Annotated in this window: 18 protein-coding genes and 1 tRNA gene; all 19 read left to right on the top strand. The window is 33.0% G+C overall.

Going from position 1 to position 16,075, the window contains the following annotated elements:
* Nucleotides 1–162: 162 nt before the first annotated feature.
* The 19 genes from R9X47_RS02905 (at nucleotide 163) to pyrR (ending at nucleotide 16,044) form a co-directional block, all read left to right on the top strand.
* A complete protein-coding gene (locus R9X47_RS02905) occupies nucleotides 163–1,071 on the top strand; it encodes a YIEGIA family protein (RefSeq protein ID WP_432665198.1) in 909 nt (302 codons plus the stop codon).
* Between the two features lie 20 nt (nucleotides 1,072–1,091).
* Nucleotides 1,092–1,283 carry a capping complex subunit for YIEGIA gene (locus tag R9X47_RS02900; protein WP_432665197.1) on the top strand — a complete coding sequence of 64 codons (192 nt, stop codon included), beginning with the start codon at nucleotides 1,092–1,094 and terminating at the stop codon, nucleotides 1,281–1,283.
* A gap of 168 nt (nucleotides 1,284–1,451) precedes the next feature.
* Nucleotides 1,452–2,786 carry a DUF512 domain-containing protein gene (locus tag R9X47_RS02895; protein ID WP_432665196.1) on the top strand — a complete coding sequence of 445 codons (1,335 nt, stop codon included), beginning with the start codon at nucleotides 1,452–1,454 and terminating at the stop codon, nucleotides 2,784–2,786.
* Nucleotides 2,787–2,788: 2 nt separating this feature from the next.
* On the top strand, nucleotides 2,789–4,108 hold the full coding sequence (der, locus tag R9X47_RS02890; protein WP_432665195.1) for a ribosome biogenesis GTPase Der: 1,320 nt from the start codon (nucleotides 2,789–2,791) through the stop codon (nucleotides 4,106–4,108).
* Between the two features lie 26 nt (nucleotides 4,109–4,134).
* On the top strand, nucleotides 4,135–5,163 hold the full coding sequence (locus tag R9X47_RS02885; protein ID WP_432665194.1) for an NAD(P)H-dependent glycerol-3-phosphate dehydrogenase: 1,029 nt from the start codon (nucleotides 4,135–4,137) through the stop codon (nucleotides 5,161–5,163).
* A 168-nt stretch (nucleotides 5,164–5,331) separates the two neighbouring features.
* Nucleotides 5,332–6,810 (top strand): stage IV sporulation protein A, encoded by a 1,479-nt coding sequence (gene spoIVA / locus R9X47_RS02880; protein WP_432665193.1) that lies wholly within the window; start codon nucleotides 5,332–5,334, stop codon nucleotides 6,808–6,810.
* A 276-nt stretch (nucleotides 6,811–7,086) separates the two neighbouring features.
* Nucleotides 7,087–7,163 (top strand) — tRNA-Pro (locus R9X47_RS02875).
* Nucleotides 7,164–7,310: 147 nt separating this feature from the next.
* A complete protein-coding gene (locus R9X47_RS02870; protein ID WP_432665192.1) occupies nucleotides 7,311–7,688 on the top strand; it encodes a hypothetical protein in 378 nt (125 codons plus the stop codon).
* Nucleotides 7,689–7,912: 224 nt separating this feature from the next.
* On the top strand, nucleotides 7,913–9,157 hold the full coding sequence (locus R9X47_RS02865; RefSeq protein WP_432665191.1) for an HlyD family efflux transporter periplasmic adaptor subunit: 1,245 nt from the start codon (nucleotides 7,913–7,915) through the stop codon (nucleotides 9,155–9,157).
* Nucleotides 9,158–9,212: 55 nt separating this feature from the next.
* The gene (locus R9X47_RS02860; protein WP_432665190.1) at nucleotides 9,213–9,911 is read left to right on the top strand and encodes a YggS family pyridoxal phosphate-dependent enzyme; all 699 of its coding nucleotides are present in this window, start codon (nucleotides 9,213–9,215) and stop codon (nucleotides 9,909–9,911) included.
* Nucleotides 9,912–9,978: 67 nt separating this feature from the next.
* On the top strand, nucleotides 9,979–10,431 hold the full coding sequence (locus R9X47_RS02855) for a cell division protein SepF (protein WP_432665189.1): 453 nt from the start codon (nucleotides 9,979–9,981) through the stop codon (nucleotides 10,429–10,431).
* A gap of 24 nt (nucleotides 10,432–10,455) precedes the next feature.
* Entirely contained in the window at nucleotides 10,456–10,716 is a 261-nt protein-coding gene (locus R9X47_RS02850) for a YggT family protein (RefSeq protein ID WP_432665188.1), read from the top strand.
* A gap of 13 nt (nucleotides 10,717–10,729) precedes the next feature.
* Nucleotides 10,730–11,521, top strand: a complete 792-nt coding sequence (locus tag R9X47_RS02845) for an RNA-binding protein (RefSeq protein WP_432665187.1) — start codon at nucleotides 10,730–10,732, stop codon at nucleotides 11,519–11,521.
* 122 nt (nucleotides 11,522–11,643) lie between these two features.
* A complete protein-coding gene (locus tag R9X47_RS02840; protein ID WP_432665186.1) occupies nucleotides 11,644–12,099 on the top strand; it encodes a DivIVA domain-containing protein in 456 nt (151 codons plus the stop codon).
* Between the two features lie 142 nt (nucleotides 12,100–12,241).
* Complete coding sequence (locus tag R9X47_RS02835) at nucleotides 12,242–12,940, top strand: 5'-methylthioadenosine/adenosylhomocysteine nucleosidase (RefSeq protein WP_432665185.1); 699 nt, start codon at nucleotides 12,242–12,244, stop codon at nucleotides 12,938–12,940.
* 346 nt (nucleotides 12,941–13,286) lie between these two features.
* Nucleotides 13,287–13,565, top strand: coding sequence for a DUF5665 domain-containing protein (locus R9X47_RS02830; protein WP_432665184.1), 279 nt, complete (start codon nucleotides 13,287–13,289; stop codon nucleotides 13,563–13,565).
* A 60-nt stretch (nucleotides 13,566–13,625) separates the two neighbouring features.
* Nucleotides 13,626–14,273, top strand: a complete 648-nt coding sequence (locus R9X47_RS02825) for a TraR/DksA C4-type zinc finger protein (RefSeq protein WP_432665183.1) — start codon at nucleotides 13,626–13,628, stop codon at nucleotides 14,271–14,273.
* A gap of 224 nt (nucleotides 14,274–14,497) precedes the next feature.
* Nucleotides 14,498–15,409, top strand: a complete 912-nt coding sequence (locus R9X47_RS02820) for an RluA family pseudouridine synthase (RefSeq protein ID WP_432665182.1) — start codon at nucleotides 14,498–14,500, stop codon at nucleotides 15,407–15,409.
* A gap of 98 nt (nucleotides 15,410–15,507) precedes the next feature.
* Nucleotides 15,508–16,044: a bifunctional pyr operon transcriptional regulator/uracil phosphoribosyltransferase PyrR gene (gene pyrR / locus R9X47_RS02815; protein WP_432665181.1), complete on the top strand. Its 537-nt coding sequence runs from the start codon at nucleotides 15,508–15,510 to the stop codon at nucleotides 16,042–16,044.
* The last annotated feature ends 31 nt before the right edge of the window (nucleotides 16,045–16,075 follow it).

The following is a 16,075-nucleotide window of genomic DNA, read 5'->3' as shown; positions in this document are numbered from 1 at the left end:
ACTCTGCTGCGTCATTTTGATTATAAGACCTCCATCAAATTCTCGACGTACCGTTTGGGTATGCCTTCGAACTTGATGAAAGTCTTAGAATTCAAAATTACTTGCATCCTTTCAAACTTTTCATGAATAATCCGGGATAAAACAACATCAAGGAGGAATTCTATGGAAAACTATATAGTATCAATTATTGTTTCAATTGCAGTTGGTATACTATCACGTACATATATGATGAGAATTGACCATAGACAGTACCCAAGCTATCCTCAAGGGTTTTTATCACACATTACCCTTGGGCTTATAGCTTCATCCCTTGGAGCAGTGGCAGTGCCAGCATTGGCCACAAAAGAATTTGGAGCAGTTACCTTTCTATCGCTAGCAGCTCAACAATTTAGGGATGTTCGTAACCTAGAGAGACAAAGCCTGGATAATATAGAACCAACAGAATTGGTTCCCAGAGGTACTGCTTACATAGAGGATATAGCAAAGGCATTTGAAGCACGAAATTACATGGTAATGTTGACCTCCTTACTTACTAGCCTAGCAATGAATTTATCTAGGGTGTTAAAAGCAAAACAAGAATTACAGGTTATAACAGGAGTAATAGTCGGAATAGCTGCTATGCTGACTCTAAGAAAACTCCTAACAAGACAATTGATTGGAGAAATAGCAGAGATAAAACCTGCAAAGATAAGCTTTGATGGGCCGCTTTTGACAATTAACGATGTAATAATTATGAATATAGGATTAAAGGGATCTAGAAAAATCTATGAAGAAAGGGGAATAGCAGTAGAGATTATTCCAAGAGATCCAAGTGCAAGTGCTACCCTATCCAATATTGGACAGCGACAAGCAATACAACATCAAGCAGCTACTCAACTTGGGATAAGAAAAGATATTGATGAACCTGATTTTACACCACTAGCTAGGAGAAATCCCCATAATGGTAATTTAGTGATGGCTCTTATTCCTATGGAGCCCAATGTGGATCTTTTGGTCGATGTTGTCAGGAAAACCCCTGTATTAGAAACTTGTAGAAGAAAGCCTAGAGGGAAAAATTTGAAAGAAAAATAAAGTAAAGAGAGGAGTCTATTATGGATATAGGGATAAAAGAGAATATAATCGCTTTGGTTTCATTGAATAGAGATGTATCATCGGCATCTGCACCAATTTTCTACGTTGATAGTGAAGAAAAGCAGGAAGAGACAGCCCTACTTATTGCTAAAATAACTATGGGAATGGTTCATGATTTAAGAAATGGAGTTTATGCGGTGGTAAGGCATTGAGAGATCAAAAGGTACAAGTTCCAAGTTTTATTTTTCTAGCACAAGATGTGAATTTCTTTCTAGATTACTTGGAGCTTGTAACTGATAACTGCATAATACTTGACTATTCTTAAACTTCTATTATAATTAAACAAGACAAACAATATTCATATTAAAGCAGGTGTTTTAATGAATGAAAAAAACTATAAGAACGTTATATCTAAAATTGAGACAGACAGTATAGCTGAAGAGCTTGAAATTGAGATAGGCGATGTGATTTTAAGCATCAATGGAAAAGAGATAACGGATATATTGGACTACTTATTTCTAATTTCTGATGATTATTTAGAAGTTGAGATAGAAAAAAAAGATGGTGAGATTTGGGTATTGGAAATTGACAAGGACTATGATGAGGATTTAGGCATAGAATTTGATAATCCTATTCTAGATAAGGCTAAGTATTGCAAAAACAAGTGTATTTTTTGCTTTATTGACCAATTGCCAAAAAAAATGAGGAAGACCCTATATTTTAAGGATGACGACTCTAGATTGTCTTTCTTGCAAGGTAACTTTGTAACTTTAACTAATTTGACTGATGAAGATATAGATAGAATTATTGAATACAATATTAGTCCTATTAATGTTTCAATTCATACTACCAATCCTAGTTTAAGAGTAGAAATGCTAGGTAATAAAAGTGCTGGTAATGTACTGGAAAGAATTAAGAAGCTAACAGAAAACAGAATACTGATTAATGGACAAATAGTACTCTGTCCTAATGTGAATGATGGTAAAGAACTTGACAAGACAATAGAGGATTTGAATAGTGTATATCCCAATTTACATAGCTTAGCAATAGTACCTGTAGGTGTAACAAAGTTTAGAGATAATCTATACTCTATGGAAATATTTGATAAAGAAAAGGCTTCTAAAGTAATTGAGCAAGTACATAATTGGCAAGGTGTACTTAAAGAAAGAATTGGAACGAACTTTGTGTTTCTATCCGATGAATTTTATATTATGGCGGAAAGGCCTTTGCCTGAATATGATGATTATGAAGGATTTCCACAGATCGAAAATGGAGTGGGCTTAATTAGAAAACTAGAGTATGAGTTTAATGAATATTTAAAAAACATACCAGAAAATACAGAGGTAAATAAAAGTATAAGTATTATTACAGGGGTTTCGGCCCAAAACTTTATAAAGGATTTAGCTGCAAGACTGACAAAAAGAGTATCGAAACTTAAGATCAATACTTTTGCTGTAATAAATAACTATTTCGGTGAGACCATTACCGTTTCAGGTTTGATAACGGGTCAAGATATTATAGACCAGCTTAAGGACAAGGAATTGGGAGATAAAATTTTAATTCCTAAAAGCATGTTAAAATCAGATGAGCCAATATTTTTAGATGACTTTACTGTGGAAGATGTAGAGAAGGCGCTAAAAAAAGATGTTATAGTTTGTGAAGTTGAAGGCAAATCGATGATTGAAAGTATATTAAAAGATATAGTGGAGGAATAAATATGGGAAAACCTATAGTAGCAGTTGTTGGTAGACCAAATGTAGGGAAATCAACGTTTTTTAATAAGATGGCAGGAAAGAGGATATCTATTGTTGAGGATAAACCAGGGGTTACAAGGGACAGAATATATGCAGATGTTGAATGGCTTGACAACAATTTTACTCTTATAGACACTGGAGGAATAGAACCCGATTCTAAGGATATAATTCTTTCACAGATGAGAACACAAGCTCAAATTGCAATAGATACAGCCCATGTAATAGTATTCATGGTTGATGGTAGAGACGGTATAACATCTGCCGACGAAGAAATTGCAAACCTGATTCGTAGGTCAAAGAAACCAATTGTTTTAGTGGTAAATAAAGTAGACACTAACAAACTTCCAGATTCATTTTATGATTTTTATACATTAGGTGTAGGGGAACCAATTGCAATTTCATCAATAAACGCTCTGAATTTTGGAGATTTGCTAGACATAATAGTAGAAAAGTTCCCTGATGATGCTGAAACTGACTATGATGAAGACGTGATAAAGGTAGCAGTAATCGGAAAGCCTAATGTAGGAAAATCTTCAATAATAAATACTATTTTGGGTGAAGACAGGGTTATAGTAAGTGATATTGCAGGAACTACCAGGGATGCAATTGACACACCTTTTGAATTTAATGAAGATAAATATGTCTTTATTGATACGGCAGGTATTAGAAGAAAAAGTAAGGTTTATGAGAATATAGAAAAATACAGTGTTATAAGGTCGCTTACCGCAATAGAACGAAGTGATGTTTGTTTAATAATGATAGATGCAAAGGAAGGAGTAACTGAGCAGGATAAGAGAATTGCAGGATATGCTCATGAAGCTGGAAGAGCTTCTATTATTGTAGTGAACAAATGGGATTTAATCGAAAAGGATAATCATACATATAACGAATTTGAAAAGGAAATACGAAAGCAATTTGCATTTATGAAATATGCACCGATACTTTTTGTTTCAGCAGAGACTAAGCAAAGAGTTAATAAAGTACTAGAGTATATTAAATATGTAGCTAATCAACACTCACTTAGAATATCTACTGGTGCTCTAAATGACTTAATAAGTGAAGCTATACTTCTTAATCAACCTCCATCAGATAAGGGCAAGAGACTGAAAATTTACTATGGTACTCAAGTAGCTGTAAAGCCTCCAAGATTTGTTTTGTTTGTAAATGATGTGGAGCTAGCACACTTCTCATACATACGATACATAGAAAATCAGATTAGACAAAATTATAATTTCGAAGGAACACCAATAGTAATAGAATGCAGAGCGAAAAAGAATCCATAATTTTGTTTTAGAAAGTAGGTTGAGATATGAAAGAGAAAATAGCCGTTCTAGGATCAGGTAGCTGGGGCACAGCTTTATCAATTGTATTAGGTAATAAAGGTCACAGAGTTAATCTGTGGGGAAGAAATGAAGAACACATAGAAAACTTAAGATGTACTAGGAAGAACTCAAAATACCTTCCAGGGGTGGATCTTAGTGAAAATATAAATATGTACACAAGTATAACTGAGTGTATAAGTGGATGTTCCATTATTGTTCTTGCAGTTTCATCTCAGGGGGTTAGGGAAACCTTAGAGAAGATACAAGGACATGTTGAAAAGGAGCAAATATTTGTAAATGTTGCTAAGGGGATAGAAAATAGTACACTATTAAGAGTTTCGCAAATAGTAGCTAGTTTTTACCCTGACAACCATTATGTAGCTCTTTCAGGGCCATCCCATGCTGAAGAAGTTTGTAAGGGAATTCCTACGACAATTGTGTCTGCTTCGAAAAGTAGATTTGCAGCTGAGTTTGTTCAGGATGTATTTATAACTCCTAGTTTAAGGGTGTACACAAATCCCGATGTTGTAGGTGTTGAACTAGGTGGAGCAATAAAGAATGTAATTGCTCTAGGAGCTGGTATTAGTGATGGTCTTGGATACGGAGATAATGCTAATGCTGCACTAATGACTAGAGGAATTAGGGAAATAGCCCGTTTGGGAGAGGCTATGGGAGCAAGCATAAGTACATTCGCAGGACTTACAGGGATCGGAGATTTGATAGTAACCTGTACTAGTAAGCATAGTAGAAACAGAAGATGCGGTATAGCCCTTGGTCAGGGTAAATCGCTAGAAGAAGCTGTTACTTCTATTGGAATGGTTGTAGAGGGTGTTTATACAACCAAAGCCGCCCATGGATTAGCAAAGGAATATAATATAGAAATGCCAATAACTAATGAAATTTATAAAATACTATATGAAGGACGTTCGGCAAAGGAAGCAGTTACTAATTTAATGCTTAGAAGTAAAACCCATGAAATAGAAGAGGTTATGGAAGATTACGTAGATAAATGGTAAAGGTATATAAAAATTTAATTTATTACTGAAGCAAAAAAGATACTTGTTTAATAATAGGTATCTTTTTTTTGTACATGAAAGTCATATTTTGCAGAGAAAGACATATATTTATAATGTTAATAATAGTTGTATAAAAATGTATACAAACTATATGTTAGGAGGGATATGATGGAAGGTTTCGATATATATAATGATATATCAGAGAGAACGGATGGAGATATCTACATCGGCGTAGTTGGACCTGTAAGAACTGGAAAATCAACATTTATCAAAAGATTTATGGACTTATTAGTAATACCAAACATAGAAAACATTTATAGGAAAGAAAGAACTAAGGATGAACTACCTCAAAGTGGAACAGGAAAAACCATAATGACAACGGAACCCAAATTTGTACCAAATGAAGCTATAGAAATTGCATTAAAGGAAAATGCTAAGTTCAAAGTAAGAATGATAGACTGTGTAGGATATTTAGTTAGGGGCGCGCTAGGACACCAGGAGAATGGTGAACCGAGAATGGTAATGACACCATGGTTTGAAAGTGAAATACCATTTGAGGAAGCAGCGGAAATAGGCACTAAAAAGGTTATAACCGATCATTCAACGATTGGATTAATGATTACTACAGATGGCAGTATTACTGATATCACAAGGGATAGTTACATAGATGCTGAAGAAAGAGTAGTAAGAGAATTGAAGGAACTCAAAAAGCCATTTGTAATGCTGCTTAATTCTATTAACCCAGAGGCTAAAGAATCTGTAAAGCTCAGAGAAGAGTTAGAAGAAAAATATGGAGTTCCTGTAATTCCTCTAAACTGTGCTAGGATGGAAATTGAGGATATCAATACAGTACTTCAAAAAATTCTCTTTGAGTTCCCTGTTAAAGAGATAGGAATCAATTTACCGAAATGGATTGAAGGTTTAGATCCTAACCACTGGCTTAAAAATCAAATATTACTTACAATAAAGGATGCTATTGATGATACGAAGAAGATTAAGGATATAGATAATCTAACAGGCAAGTTTGATGAAGTAGAAGTATTAACTGGAGCAGAAATAAGTAATATTGACCTTGGTCAAGGTAAAGCAGATGTAAAAATGCATACTCAGGAAGGATTGTTCTACGATATTTTAGAAGAATTGACTGGGTATAAAATAGAGGGTGACCATCAGCTTCTTAGCCTAATGAAATCTTTCTCAAAGGCTAAGAGGGAGTATGACCGGGTTGAAGAAGCCCTTAAGAGTGCTAAGACCTTTGGCTATGGTGTTGTGCCACCGGTTCTTGATGAACTAGAACTAGATGAGCCTGAAATGTTCAAGCAAGGTGGTAGATTTGGTGTGAAAATCAAGGCTAATGCGCCATCATTACATCTAATAAGGGCAGATATTACTACAGAGGTTTCACCACTGGTAGGAACAGAAAAGCAGAGTGAAGACCTTCTAGGTTATTTAATGAAGGAATTTGAGGCTGATCCTAAGCAAATATGGGAAACAAATATGTATGGTAAATCTCTCGAAGATCTAGTAAAAGAACAACTTCAAACTAAGCTATTCATGATGCCTGACAATGTTAAAATGAAGCTGCAGAAGACACTTCAGAAAATTATTGACGAGGAAAGTAGAAACTTAATTTGCATTATCATTTAATGTTTTAATATAGAGGGATTAGCAATCCCTCTGAGGTTGTTAATAAACTCGAATTTCTTCGTTGTTGATGGGCCAAGAACCCTTACGTATGTCTATATACGCTGCGGTCTCTTGGTTTCAGCACGCCTCGAACTTCGAGCTTCTTAACAGCCTATCATCTTGTTAACTTTGTTAACAATCTGAGAGGGATTAGTAATCCCTCTATATTAACTTATGTATAACGAGCTCGCTTGATAAATATTGAAAATTGTGTATAATATTAATGTAAGGGGTTTTCTGGGTGTAGCGCAGCTTGGTAGCGCACCAGAATGGGGTTCTGGTGGTCGGAGGTTCAAATCCTCTCACCCAGACCATTTAAATGTCTTGGACTATGACTTGTTTCATAGCTTTTTCTTTTATTGAGATGATTTCAATAGAAAAATTTTGACTAAAAATGAAAGGTCTGAGTTTCTTTAAACATGAGGGAGCTGTTGATTCCTTTATTCAAAATAGGTGATTATATGATTTACATTGATTATTTGTTAAAATTCTCTATAGTTTTGTTGATTGTTTCTATATTCGGATACTTGTTATCCCTACTTAAGGAAAAGTATGACTTATTTAATAATAGGGTATCTTTTAAAAGCAAAAAGATAACTCAAACTCTATTAGATGAGTTGGACTTGAAAATATTTAAGTTGGGCAATATTAATCTTTCAATTGGGGATCAAATAAAAATCTATCTTAAAAACAGCAGATCTATAAAAGGAACTGTTTTAGGAGCTAAAAGAGAAGATAATACTCTTTGCATACTTACTCTAGAGGATAAGATAGTGGAATTAAATGTGAGCAAAATAAAAAGATTACGAATATTAAGCAGGTATGGAAAATTGTTTTAGACTACGTTAAGTAGTCTTTAGTTTTTTTTGAAGCTACTTCTCGAAGAGAAATCTGATCAAAGGGAAAAGATTCTATGCTTTTATGCTTCTATTAACACTTTGGTGATAACAGGACTAAATTACTATACAATTTTTATAAATAACTAGAGGAAAAACAACATATTTGAAGAATAAATATATAGTGGAGTTCATAACTAAGAAATCATTTATCTATAGGTGATAAAATGAAAAGAAGACAAAAATTATATAGAGTTTTATTTTTCTCAGTAATTGTGATTTTTTTTGCGTACAAGCTTATATATGGTGTATTCATAAGGCAGCCGGATACCCAAATAGTTGAATTTGGAGAACTAAGTACTGAAAGGAATTATCAGTGTGTAATCATCAGAAATGAGAGAGTAATCAAATCACCTAATGAAGGTATAATTAAGTATTATGCTGAAGAGGGAGAAAAGGTTGAGAAGAACTATAAGATTTCTGAAATTTATACCTCTGACGTAAGTGATGAGGACAGACAGAATTTAGTTGAATTAAATGACAGAATTGATGAGATACAGTCTAGTAAAGGTAATTTATTTAAAGTGGATATAGATAAACTAAACACTGAGATAAGTAGAATTGTAGAAGAGCTGAGAAGTGCTAGAATAAATGAAGATTTTGAGAAAATTAGACAATTGGAAAAAAGCTTAGAAAATAAGGTGGATAAGAAAAGAAGAGTTAGTGGAGACAAAAGCTTTTCAGGATCAAACTTGGAAAAGCTGCAAGGAGAAAAAGATATACTTGAAAGTAAAATAAAGAATTCTATCATTGAGATAAATAGTTCAGAATCAGGGATTGTCAGTTACTATATTGATGGGTTTGAAGAAATCCTGACACCTAATAATTTAGGGAATATAAAATATGAGTTCATAAAAACAATGGAGCCGGTTTCGAATAAACTAAAATATGATAAGGTAATTTATGATCAGCGTATATTTAAGTTAACAGATAATACAAGCTGGTATATTCTAATTGTTACAGACTCTAAAGATGCTAATACCTTTAAGATAGGAAAGAAAATATCTATAGATATCTCTGATACAAGAATAAAAGGAAAGGTTATCGATAAAATTAATGATGATTCTAATAGTTTTATAATAGTTAAAACTAATCAATATGTAAACAATTTTAATAAGATAAGGAAAGCTAATCTTAATATAATAAAAGAGCAATATGAGGGATTAAAGATACATAGGGATTCAATCATTGAAAAGGATGAACAGTTAGGTGTATTTTTACTAGATGTAAATAGAAAGGCAGTATTTAAACGAATAAAAGTGCTTGGCTATGACGATGACTATGCGATAGTACAGAATAATACCTTTGATGTTAAAGAAGGTGACTCCATAAAAAGTGTTAGGACGGTAAAACTATATGATGAAGTTTTACGTTATGGAAAAAAATATAAAGAAGGGGATATAATCTACTAAGAAAAGTTGAGTATTTAACCTATACTAGTATATATACTATAAAAGGAGGCACATAATGAGTATAATAGAAGATAATATTAATTTTGTTAAAGACAATATAAAAAAGGCCTGTGAAAAAGTCAACAGAAGTCCAGAAGAAGTTAACCTTATTGCTGTAACCAAAACTATTGATGCTGAGAGAATAAATACGGCCTTAAGAACTAGTATTAAAAACATTGGGGAAAATAAAGTTCAAGAGATAATGGAAAAATATGATAAAATAGAATGTGAACCTAATTGGCACTTAATAGGTCACCTTCAAACAAATAAAGTTAAGTATATTATTGACAAAGTAGATATGATACATTCTGTGGATAGTATAAAACTTGCTAAAGAGATTGATAAGAGAGCAAAAAAAGTTAGTAGAGTGATGGACGTTCTTGTTCAGGTCAATATAGCTGATGAAGATACAAAATTTGGACTAGCTGAGGACGAACTAGATGGTTTTATAAAGGAAATCTCTATATTAGAAAATGTAAGAGTACAAGGCTTAATGGCTATAGTTCCTTACGTTATTGATCCAGAAGATGTTAGAGAGCATTTTAGAAAAATGAAGGATATTTTTGATAGGTTGAAGAACTCTACTTTTAAGAATGTCTATATGAACTATCTCTCTATGGGAATGACAAATGATTATATGGTAGCCATTGAAGAGGGGGCAAATATGGTTAGAGTTGGTACTGGCATATTTGGAGAAAGAGATTATAGTAAATAAAAGAATAAATACATAAATAGTTCTCTATCAATAGAGACTTACAAAAGGAAATATAAGGAGGTATATTATGTCAGGAAAGTTTATGGATAAAGTTAAATTCTTTATGGGGTTAGATGAATACGAGGAAGAAGAGATACATGAAGTTAACAATGAAGAGCCACCAGTACGTAATGCAATTAATAACAGTGTTGTAGCTCAACCGATGAAGAATAAAATAGTTAATATACATACTAATAAGCAAATGAATGTAGTGATATACGAGCCTACTGAATTTGAAGAAACACCACATATTGTTGATAACCTAAAAAGTAGAAAGCCTGTTATTATTAATTTGGAAAAATTAGATCAAGAGTTGGCAAAAAAGATATTCGATTTTCTTAATGGCGCAATTTATGCTTTAGATGGTCAAATAAAAAAAGTTTCAAAGGGTATTTTCATATTAGCTCCAAACAACATAGATGTATCAGGGAATTTGTCAGAAGAGTTTAGTAATCAAGGGATTTTTCCATGGCAAAAATGATAAAACAATTTGGAAGGTGGTAAAATGTGGATTTTAAAGCAAACTATAATTAGATTTGTAGGAGTAGTTAACTTTCTTATCATTGCAAGGGCACTATTTTCATGGTTTAGCCGTGGGTACTCAAACCCAATCTATAATATATTGCATCAGATAACTGAACCAATTTTATATCCATTTAGACAACTTCAAGAAAAATTAGGAGTTGGAGGGATGATTGATTTTTCCCCGCTTTTAGCAATAGTAGCCTTAGATATTTTGCAAAGAGTAATATTGAGTATATTATAGAGAGTGTGGTTTTTTGGACAGAAAAGGTATTGCAAGAAGGTATTCACTTAGTGATAAGTACGAAATAGAACTACTGAAGGTACTAGATAAGCTTGAAATAGCTGTTGAAAGAAATATATTTAAGTATACTGACTTTCTTGATCCCTATATAGCAACTATATGCACTGAAATATTGAAGAGGGATTATGAATACGTTCAGTTTGATACTACAGGTGGTTTTGAGGATGCTGAAAGAAAAGTAGTAATAATATATCCCGACTACCTTGATAAAGATGATGAAAACATACCAATTAAAGTTATAAAGATAGAAGATTTACCTAAGGGGAAAAAAATTAGTCACAGAGAAGTTTTAGGATCTGTTTTAGGTTTAGGATTAAAAAGGGAAAAAATAGGCGATATTATAATTAGTGAAGATATGATACAAATTTTAGCGCTTGAAGAGGTTGCTAGATTCATTGAGCTTAATTTAACTCAAATCGGAAAGTATAATATAACTGCCTATTTAGACCATTTGGAAAATATTATTCCTAAAGATAATGAATTTAAGATAATTACTGATACGGTCAAATCTTTAAGACTTGATGCTATCTCATCTTCAGGCTTTAGTGAATCAAGAAGTAAAGCCACTGTCGACATAAGGAAAGAAAAAGTAAAGGTAAATCATGTTCCAATTTGCTCACCATCATACAATATCAAGGAAGGCGACGTAATTTCCTACAGAGGTAAAGGAAGAATAATTCTGGATAAGGTTTTAGGTAAAACCAAAAAAGATAGACTAAGGATATCAATAAAAAAATTTATATAGAGATCGAAGAAAAACTATTACTTTGTACACATACAAAGCTCTAAAATCATTGATTGTTAGAGCATTTGAATATGTACAACTTATGTTTTACTACATAAATTTTACAGGATTGGGGGTATAAAATGATTACACCATTGGATATACAAAATAAGGAATTTACAAAGGCTCTTAGAGGTTACAAGGAAATCGAAGTTGATGACTTTTTAGATAAGGTTATTGATAGTTATGAAAAAATTTACAATGAAAATATGGAATATAAAGAGAAGATTAGAATGTTAGAGGAACAGCTTGAAAAATACAATAGTTTAGAGAGAACGCTTAAAGATACCTTAGTGGTTGCTCAAAGTACAGCAGAAGAAGTTGCCATAAACGCAAATAAGAAAGCAGAGCTAATTATTCAGGAAGCTGAAGATAAGGCTAGGAGAATTATAGAGGGTGCTAACAATGAAGTTTTAAGTGTTAGGAAAGAGTATGAAGAAGCAAAAAAGGATTTTCAAATTTTTAAGACAAGATTCAAAACACTACTGGAATCTCAGCTAGATATAGTATCAAACTCTTTTATGGAAAGTCAAATATAGAGAGTATCTGGTGAAACTCAACTTATACATAGCAAAATATCCAATGATTTTGGGGAGCTTTGATGTGTATAAGTTAAAGTGTTTACTGGAAGATATGTATAGTATGTACGAAAGTACAGTTGAAATTTAAAGGAGGATATCTATGACTAGATTAGGCATAATTGGAGCTATGGACGAAGAAATAGAAATACTAAAGGGAAATATGGAAATCGAAGAGACAGTTAGTAAAGCAGGAATGAATTTTTATAGGGGAACTATAGAAAATGTTGATGTAATACTTGTTCGTTGCGGTATAGGAAAGGTAAACGCTGCGATCTGCACTCAAATTCTTGCTAGTAACTTTGATGTAACTCACATCATAAATACAGGGGTTGCAGGAGCAGTTCATGGAGATTTAAATGTAGGAGACATTGTGATCTCTTCAGATGTTATTGAGCATGACTTTGATGCTACTGGTTTTGGATATAAGCTAGGGGAAATACCTAGAATGGATACATACATATTTGAAGCTGATAAGAGACTTGTAGATCTAGCTTTTAATGCTAGTAAAAGCGAGACTGTAAAGCATAACACCATGATTGGAAGGATACTATCGGGTGATGTATTTGTGGCTTGCCCAGATAAGAAGAATCATCTTTGGGATAACTTTGAAGGCTATTGTACGGAAATGGAAGGTGCTTCAATAGGTCATACAAGCTACTTGAATAATATTCCATTTGTGATAATAAGAGCTATATCTGATAAAGCTGATGGAACGGCCCATGAGAACTTTAATGAATTTGTACTTGAAGCAGCTAAAAATTCTAGTGATATATTAATGGATATTTTAAAGCAATTATAGTAAAAATATATTACATAGATTTCAATTAATAACATATTTTTCATAGATAAAACTATAGCGTATTTGCTATAGTTTTCAGATTGTTAACAAAGTTAACAAGATGTTAGGCTGTTAAGAAGCTCGAAGTTCGAGGCGTGCTGAAAGCAAGAGATCGCAGCGTATAAAGAAATACGTAAGAGTTCTTGATTGAAGCAACAACGAAGAAATTCGGGTTTGTTAACAGCCTCAAAACTATAGCGTATTTGCTATAGTTTTTTTAATTGGTTTAAGATTATATTTCAACTAAAAAAGGGCAAAATAGTACTGAACCCAGATTATTTTCTTAAAAAATAGGAAGTGTTACAAAGTGCCTGACAAAAAAATGAGAACACTAGAGAATAAGCTAGAGGATTTTTCTGTTGCATTGGAAAAGACAAAAATTCAAGAGTATACCGAAATCATTAATAACCCAAAGCGGTTAATATTTATTAACTTGGTTGGAGGGTTAGCACGTGGATTTGGAATGGCTATAGGATTTACTATATTGGCTGCTGTTATCATATACTTTGTTCAGCAGCTAGTTAATCTTCCTCTAATAGGTAAGTATATAGCAGAGTTGCTAGATATAATTGAGAACTATAGGTAACCAACTTTAAATATTTTCTCAAATTTTAGTGTTAGCACCTTTGTAGATAGGAGGCTTAAAGTGGATAGAAAAGATTTAGAGCATTTTAGAGATAGGTTGCTTGAAGAAAAGCAAGAAGTTATGAATGGAATTGAAAGTGAAGAAGAAAATGGTGTACATAGCCCACTTAAGGACTATTATAGCGAACTTTCCACTTATGATAATCATCCTGCAGATATTGGCAGTGAAACCTTTGAAATGGAAATGAGATTTAATTTGGAAGAGAGCGAGAAGAGACATTTAGTAGAAATAAATGATGCACTAGGAAAAATCGAAGATGGTACCTATGGAGTATGTGAAAGCTGTGGAAAATCTATAAATAAGGAAAGATTAGAAGTGATACCATATACGCTGCAATGTTCACATTGCAGTAAAGAAAATGAGCATATGAGTTTAGAGGAAAGAATCCATACCAGACCAGTAGAAGAAGAAGTTTTAGATTCTCCTTTTGGAAGAACATTTAATGATGACTCAAAATTTAACTGCTTCGATGGTGAAGATTCTTGGCAAGCTGTAGCCAGATATAATAAAACAGACAAGCAGAAAATGGCCTTAGATTGGTATGATAACAATATGTATGATAAAAACATTTCAGGAAAAGTTGAAGATGTTGATGATATCAGTAATGAATATTATGAAAGTCAGGTGGAATCTGAGAGAAAAGAGTAAAACATAAGGAGGCTGTCTTATAATTTCAGCCTTGGGTGTTTTAGAATGAGTGAAGATCAAGGGTTTAAAAGTTCAACGATTTGGCCAGTACTAAGGTACGTGTCAGATCGTTGAATTTTTAAATTCGTCATTGTAGTACACCCTCATCTTTTTATGTTATAATACATGTACAAGTTTTAACCCGAATTTTTCACGAATAATTCGGATTTAAAGGAGTAGATATTTTGAACGAAATTAAATTAACTGTTGATAGTAACCAGGAATCAATTAGGCTGGATTTATATTTGTCTAGAGAACTGAATGATCTTTCCAGATCTTATGTTCAGAAACTGATTGAAAAGGGAAATGTGAAAATTAATGACAAAGTAATTCTTTCAAAAAAATTGAAGGTAAGCATGAATGATGAAATTGAAATAATTATTCCTGAGCCTGAAAAGTTAAAATTAGAACCTGAAAATATTCCTATTGAAATTGTTTATGAGGATGAAGATCTAATGGTTGTATATAAACCTCAGGGCATGGTTGTTCATCCAGCTCCAGGCCATTATACGGGAACTTTAGTCAATGCATTGTTATATTACTCAGAAAAACTGTCTTCAATAAATGGAATAATAAGACCTGGTATTGTTCATAGGATTGATAAGGACACATCAGGCCTTTTGATGATTGCTAAAAACAATATGGCACACAATTCCTTAGCTGCGCAGTTAAAGGAACATAGTACAAATAGAATTTATAATGCCTTAGTTCATGGAAACCTTGAAACCGACAGTGGTACGATTGATCTACCAATTGGAAGACATCCAGTAAATAGATTTAAGAGGGCTGTAGTAGAGAATAATTCTAAAAGAGCTATTACTCATTTTAAAGTTCTTGAGAGGTTTTCAGGTTTTAATCTGGTTGAACTTAAGCTAGAAACAGGTCGTACACATCAAATAAGAGTACATATGGCATATTTAGGACATCCGCTAGTGGGTGACCCACTTTATGGCTTTAAAAAGGAGAAATTTAAGTTAAATGGACAAGCGCTTCATGCAAAGACAATAGGTTTTGTACATCCATCAACTCAGAAATACATGGAATTTAGCAGCGAATTGCCTGACTATTTTAAGTCGTTACTCGATAAGTTAAGATAATTATTATAACCAGATTGTTCATAGAAAATTTGAAAAAGTGTATATCAGGTTTGAGGTTTTCTATGAACAATATGGGTTAAATATATGGAGGGGAAAAAATGAAGTTCAAAGCAAGAATAATGGATGAGAAAGCAATAAACAGATCTATAACGAGATTATCCCACGAAATTATTGAGAAAAATAAAGGGGTATCGCAGGTGGTATTGGTTGGAATACATACGAGGGGAGTTCCATTGGCTAAAAGAATAGCTTCAAAGATTAAAGAGATTGAAGAAGTTGATGTAGAAGTTGGTTCCCTAGATATTACTCTGTATAGAGATGATTTGTCAAAGGTAGACGATAATCCTGTTATTAAGAAAAGCGAGATTTCAATTGGAATAGATGATAAAAATGTTGTACTAATTGATGATGTTATTTTCACAGGAAGAACCGTTAGAGCGGCCATGGATGCCTTAATAGATATTGGACGACCTAAGACTATTCAGTTGGCTGTTTTAGTTGATAGAGGACATAGAGAGCTGCCTATTAGACCAGATTATGTAGGGAAGAACGCTCCTACTTCAAGAAAAGAAGTAATAAGTGTTCATTTGGATGAAGTTGATAAAGATAATGAAGTGGTCATATATGAAAGATAAAAGGAACTATCTTATAAAAGGCATCTTAAGA

This window comes from Wukongibacter baidiensis (genome assembly GCF_050888315.1).
Lineage (GTDB): Bacteria > Bacillota > Clostridia > Peptostreptococcales > Caminicellaceae > Wukongibacter > Wukongibacter baidiensis.
The sequence above is the reverse complement of the archived record's forward strand: the minus strand, read 5'-3'. Positions and strand labels throughout refer to the sequence as shown.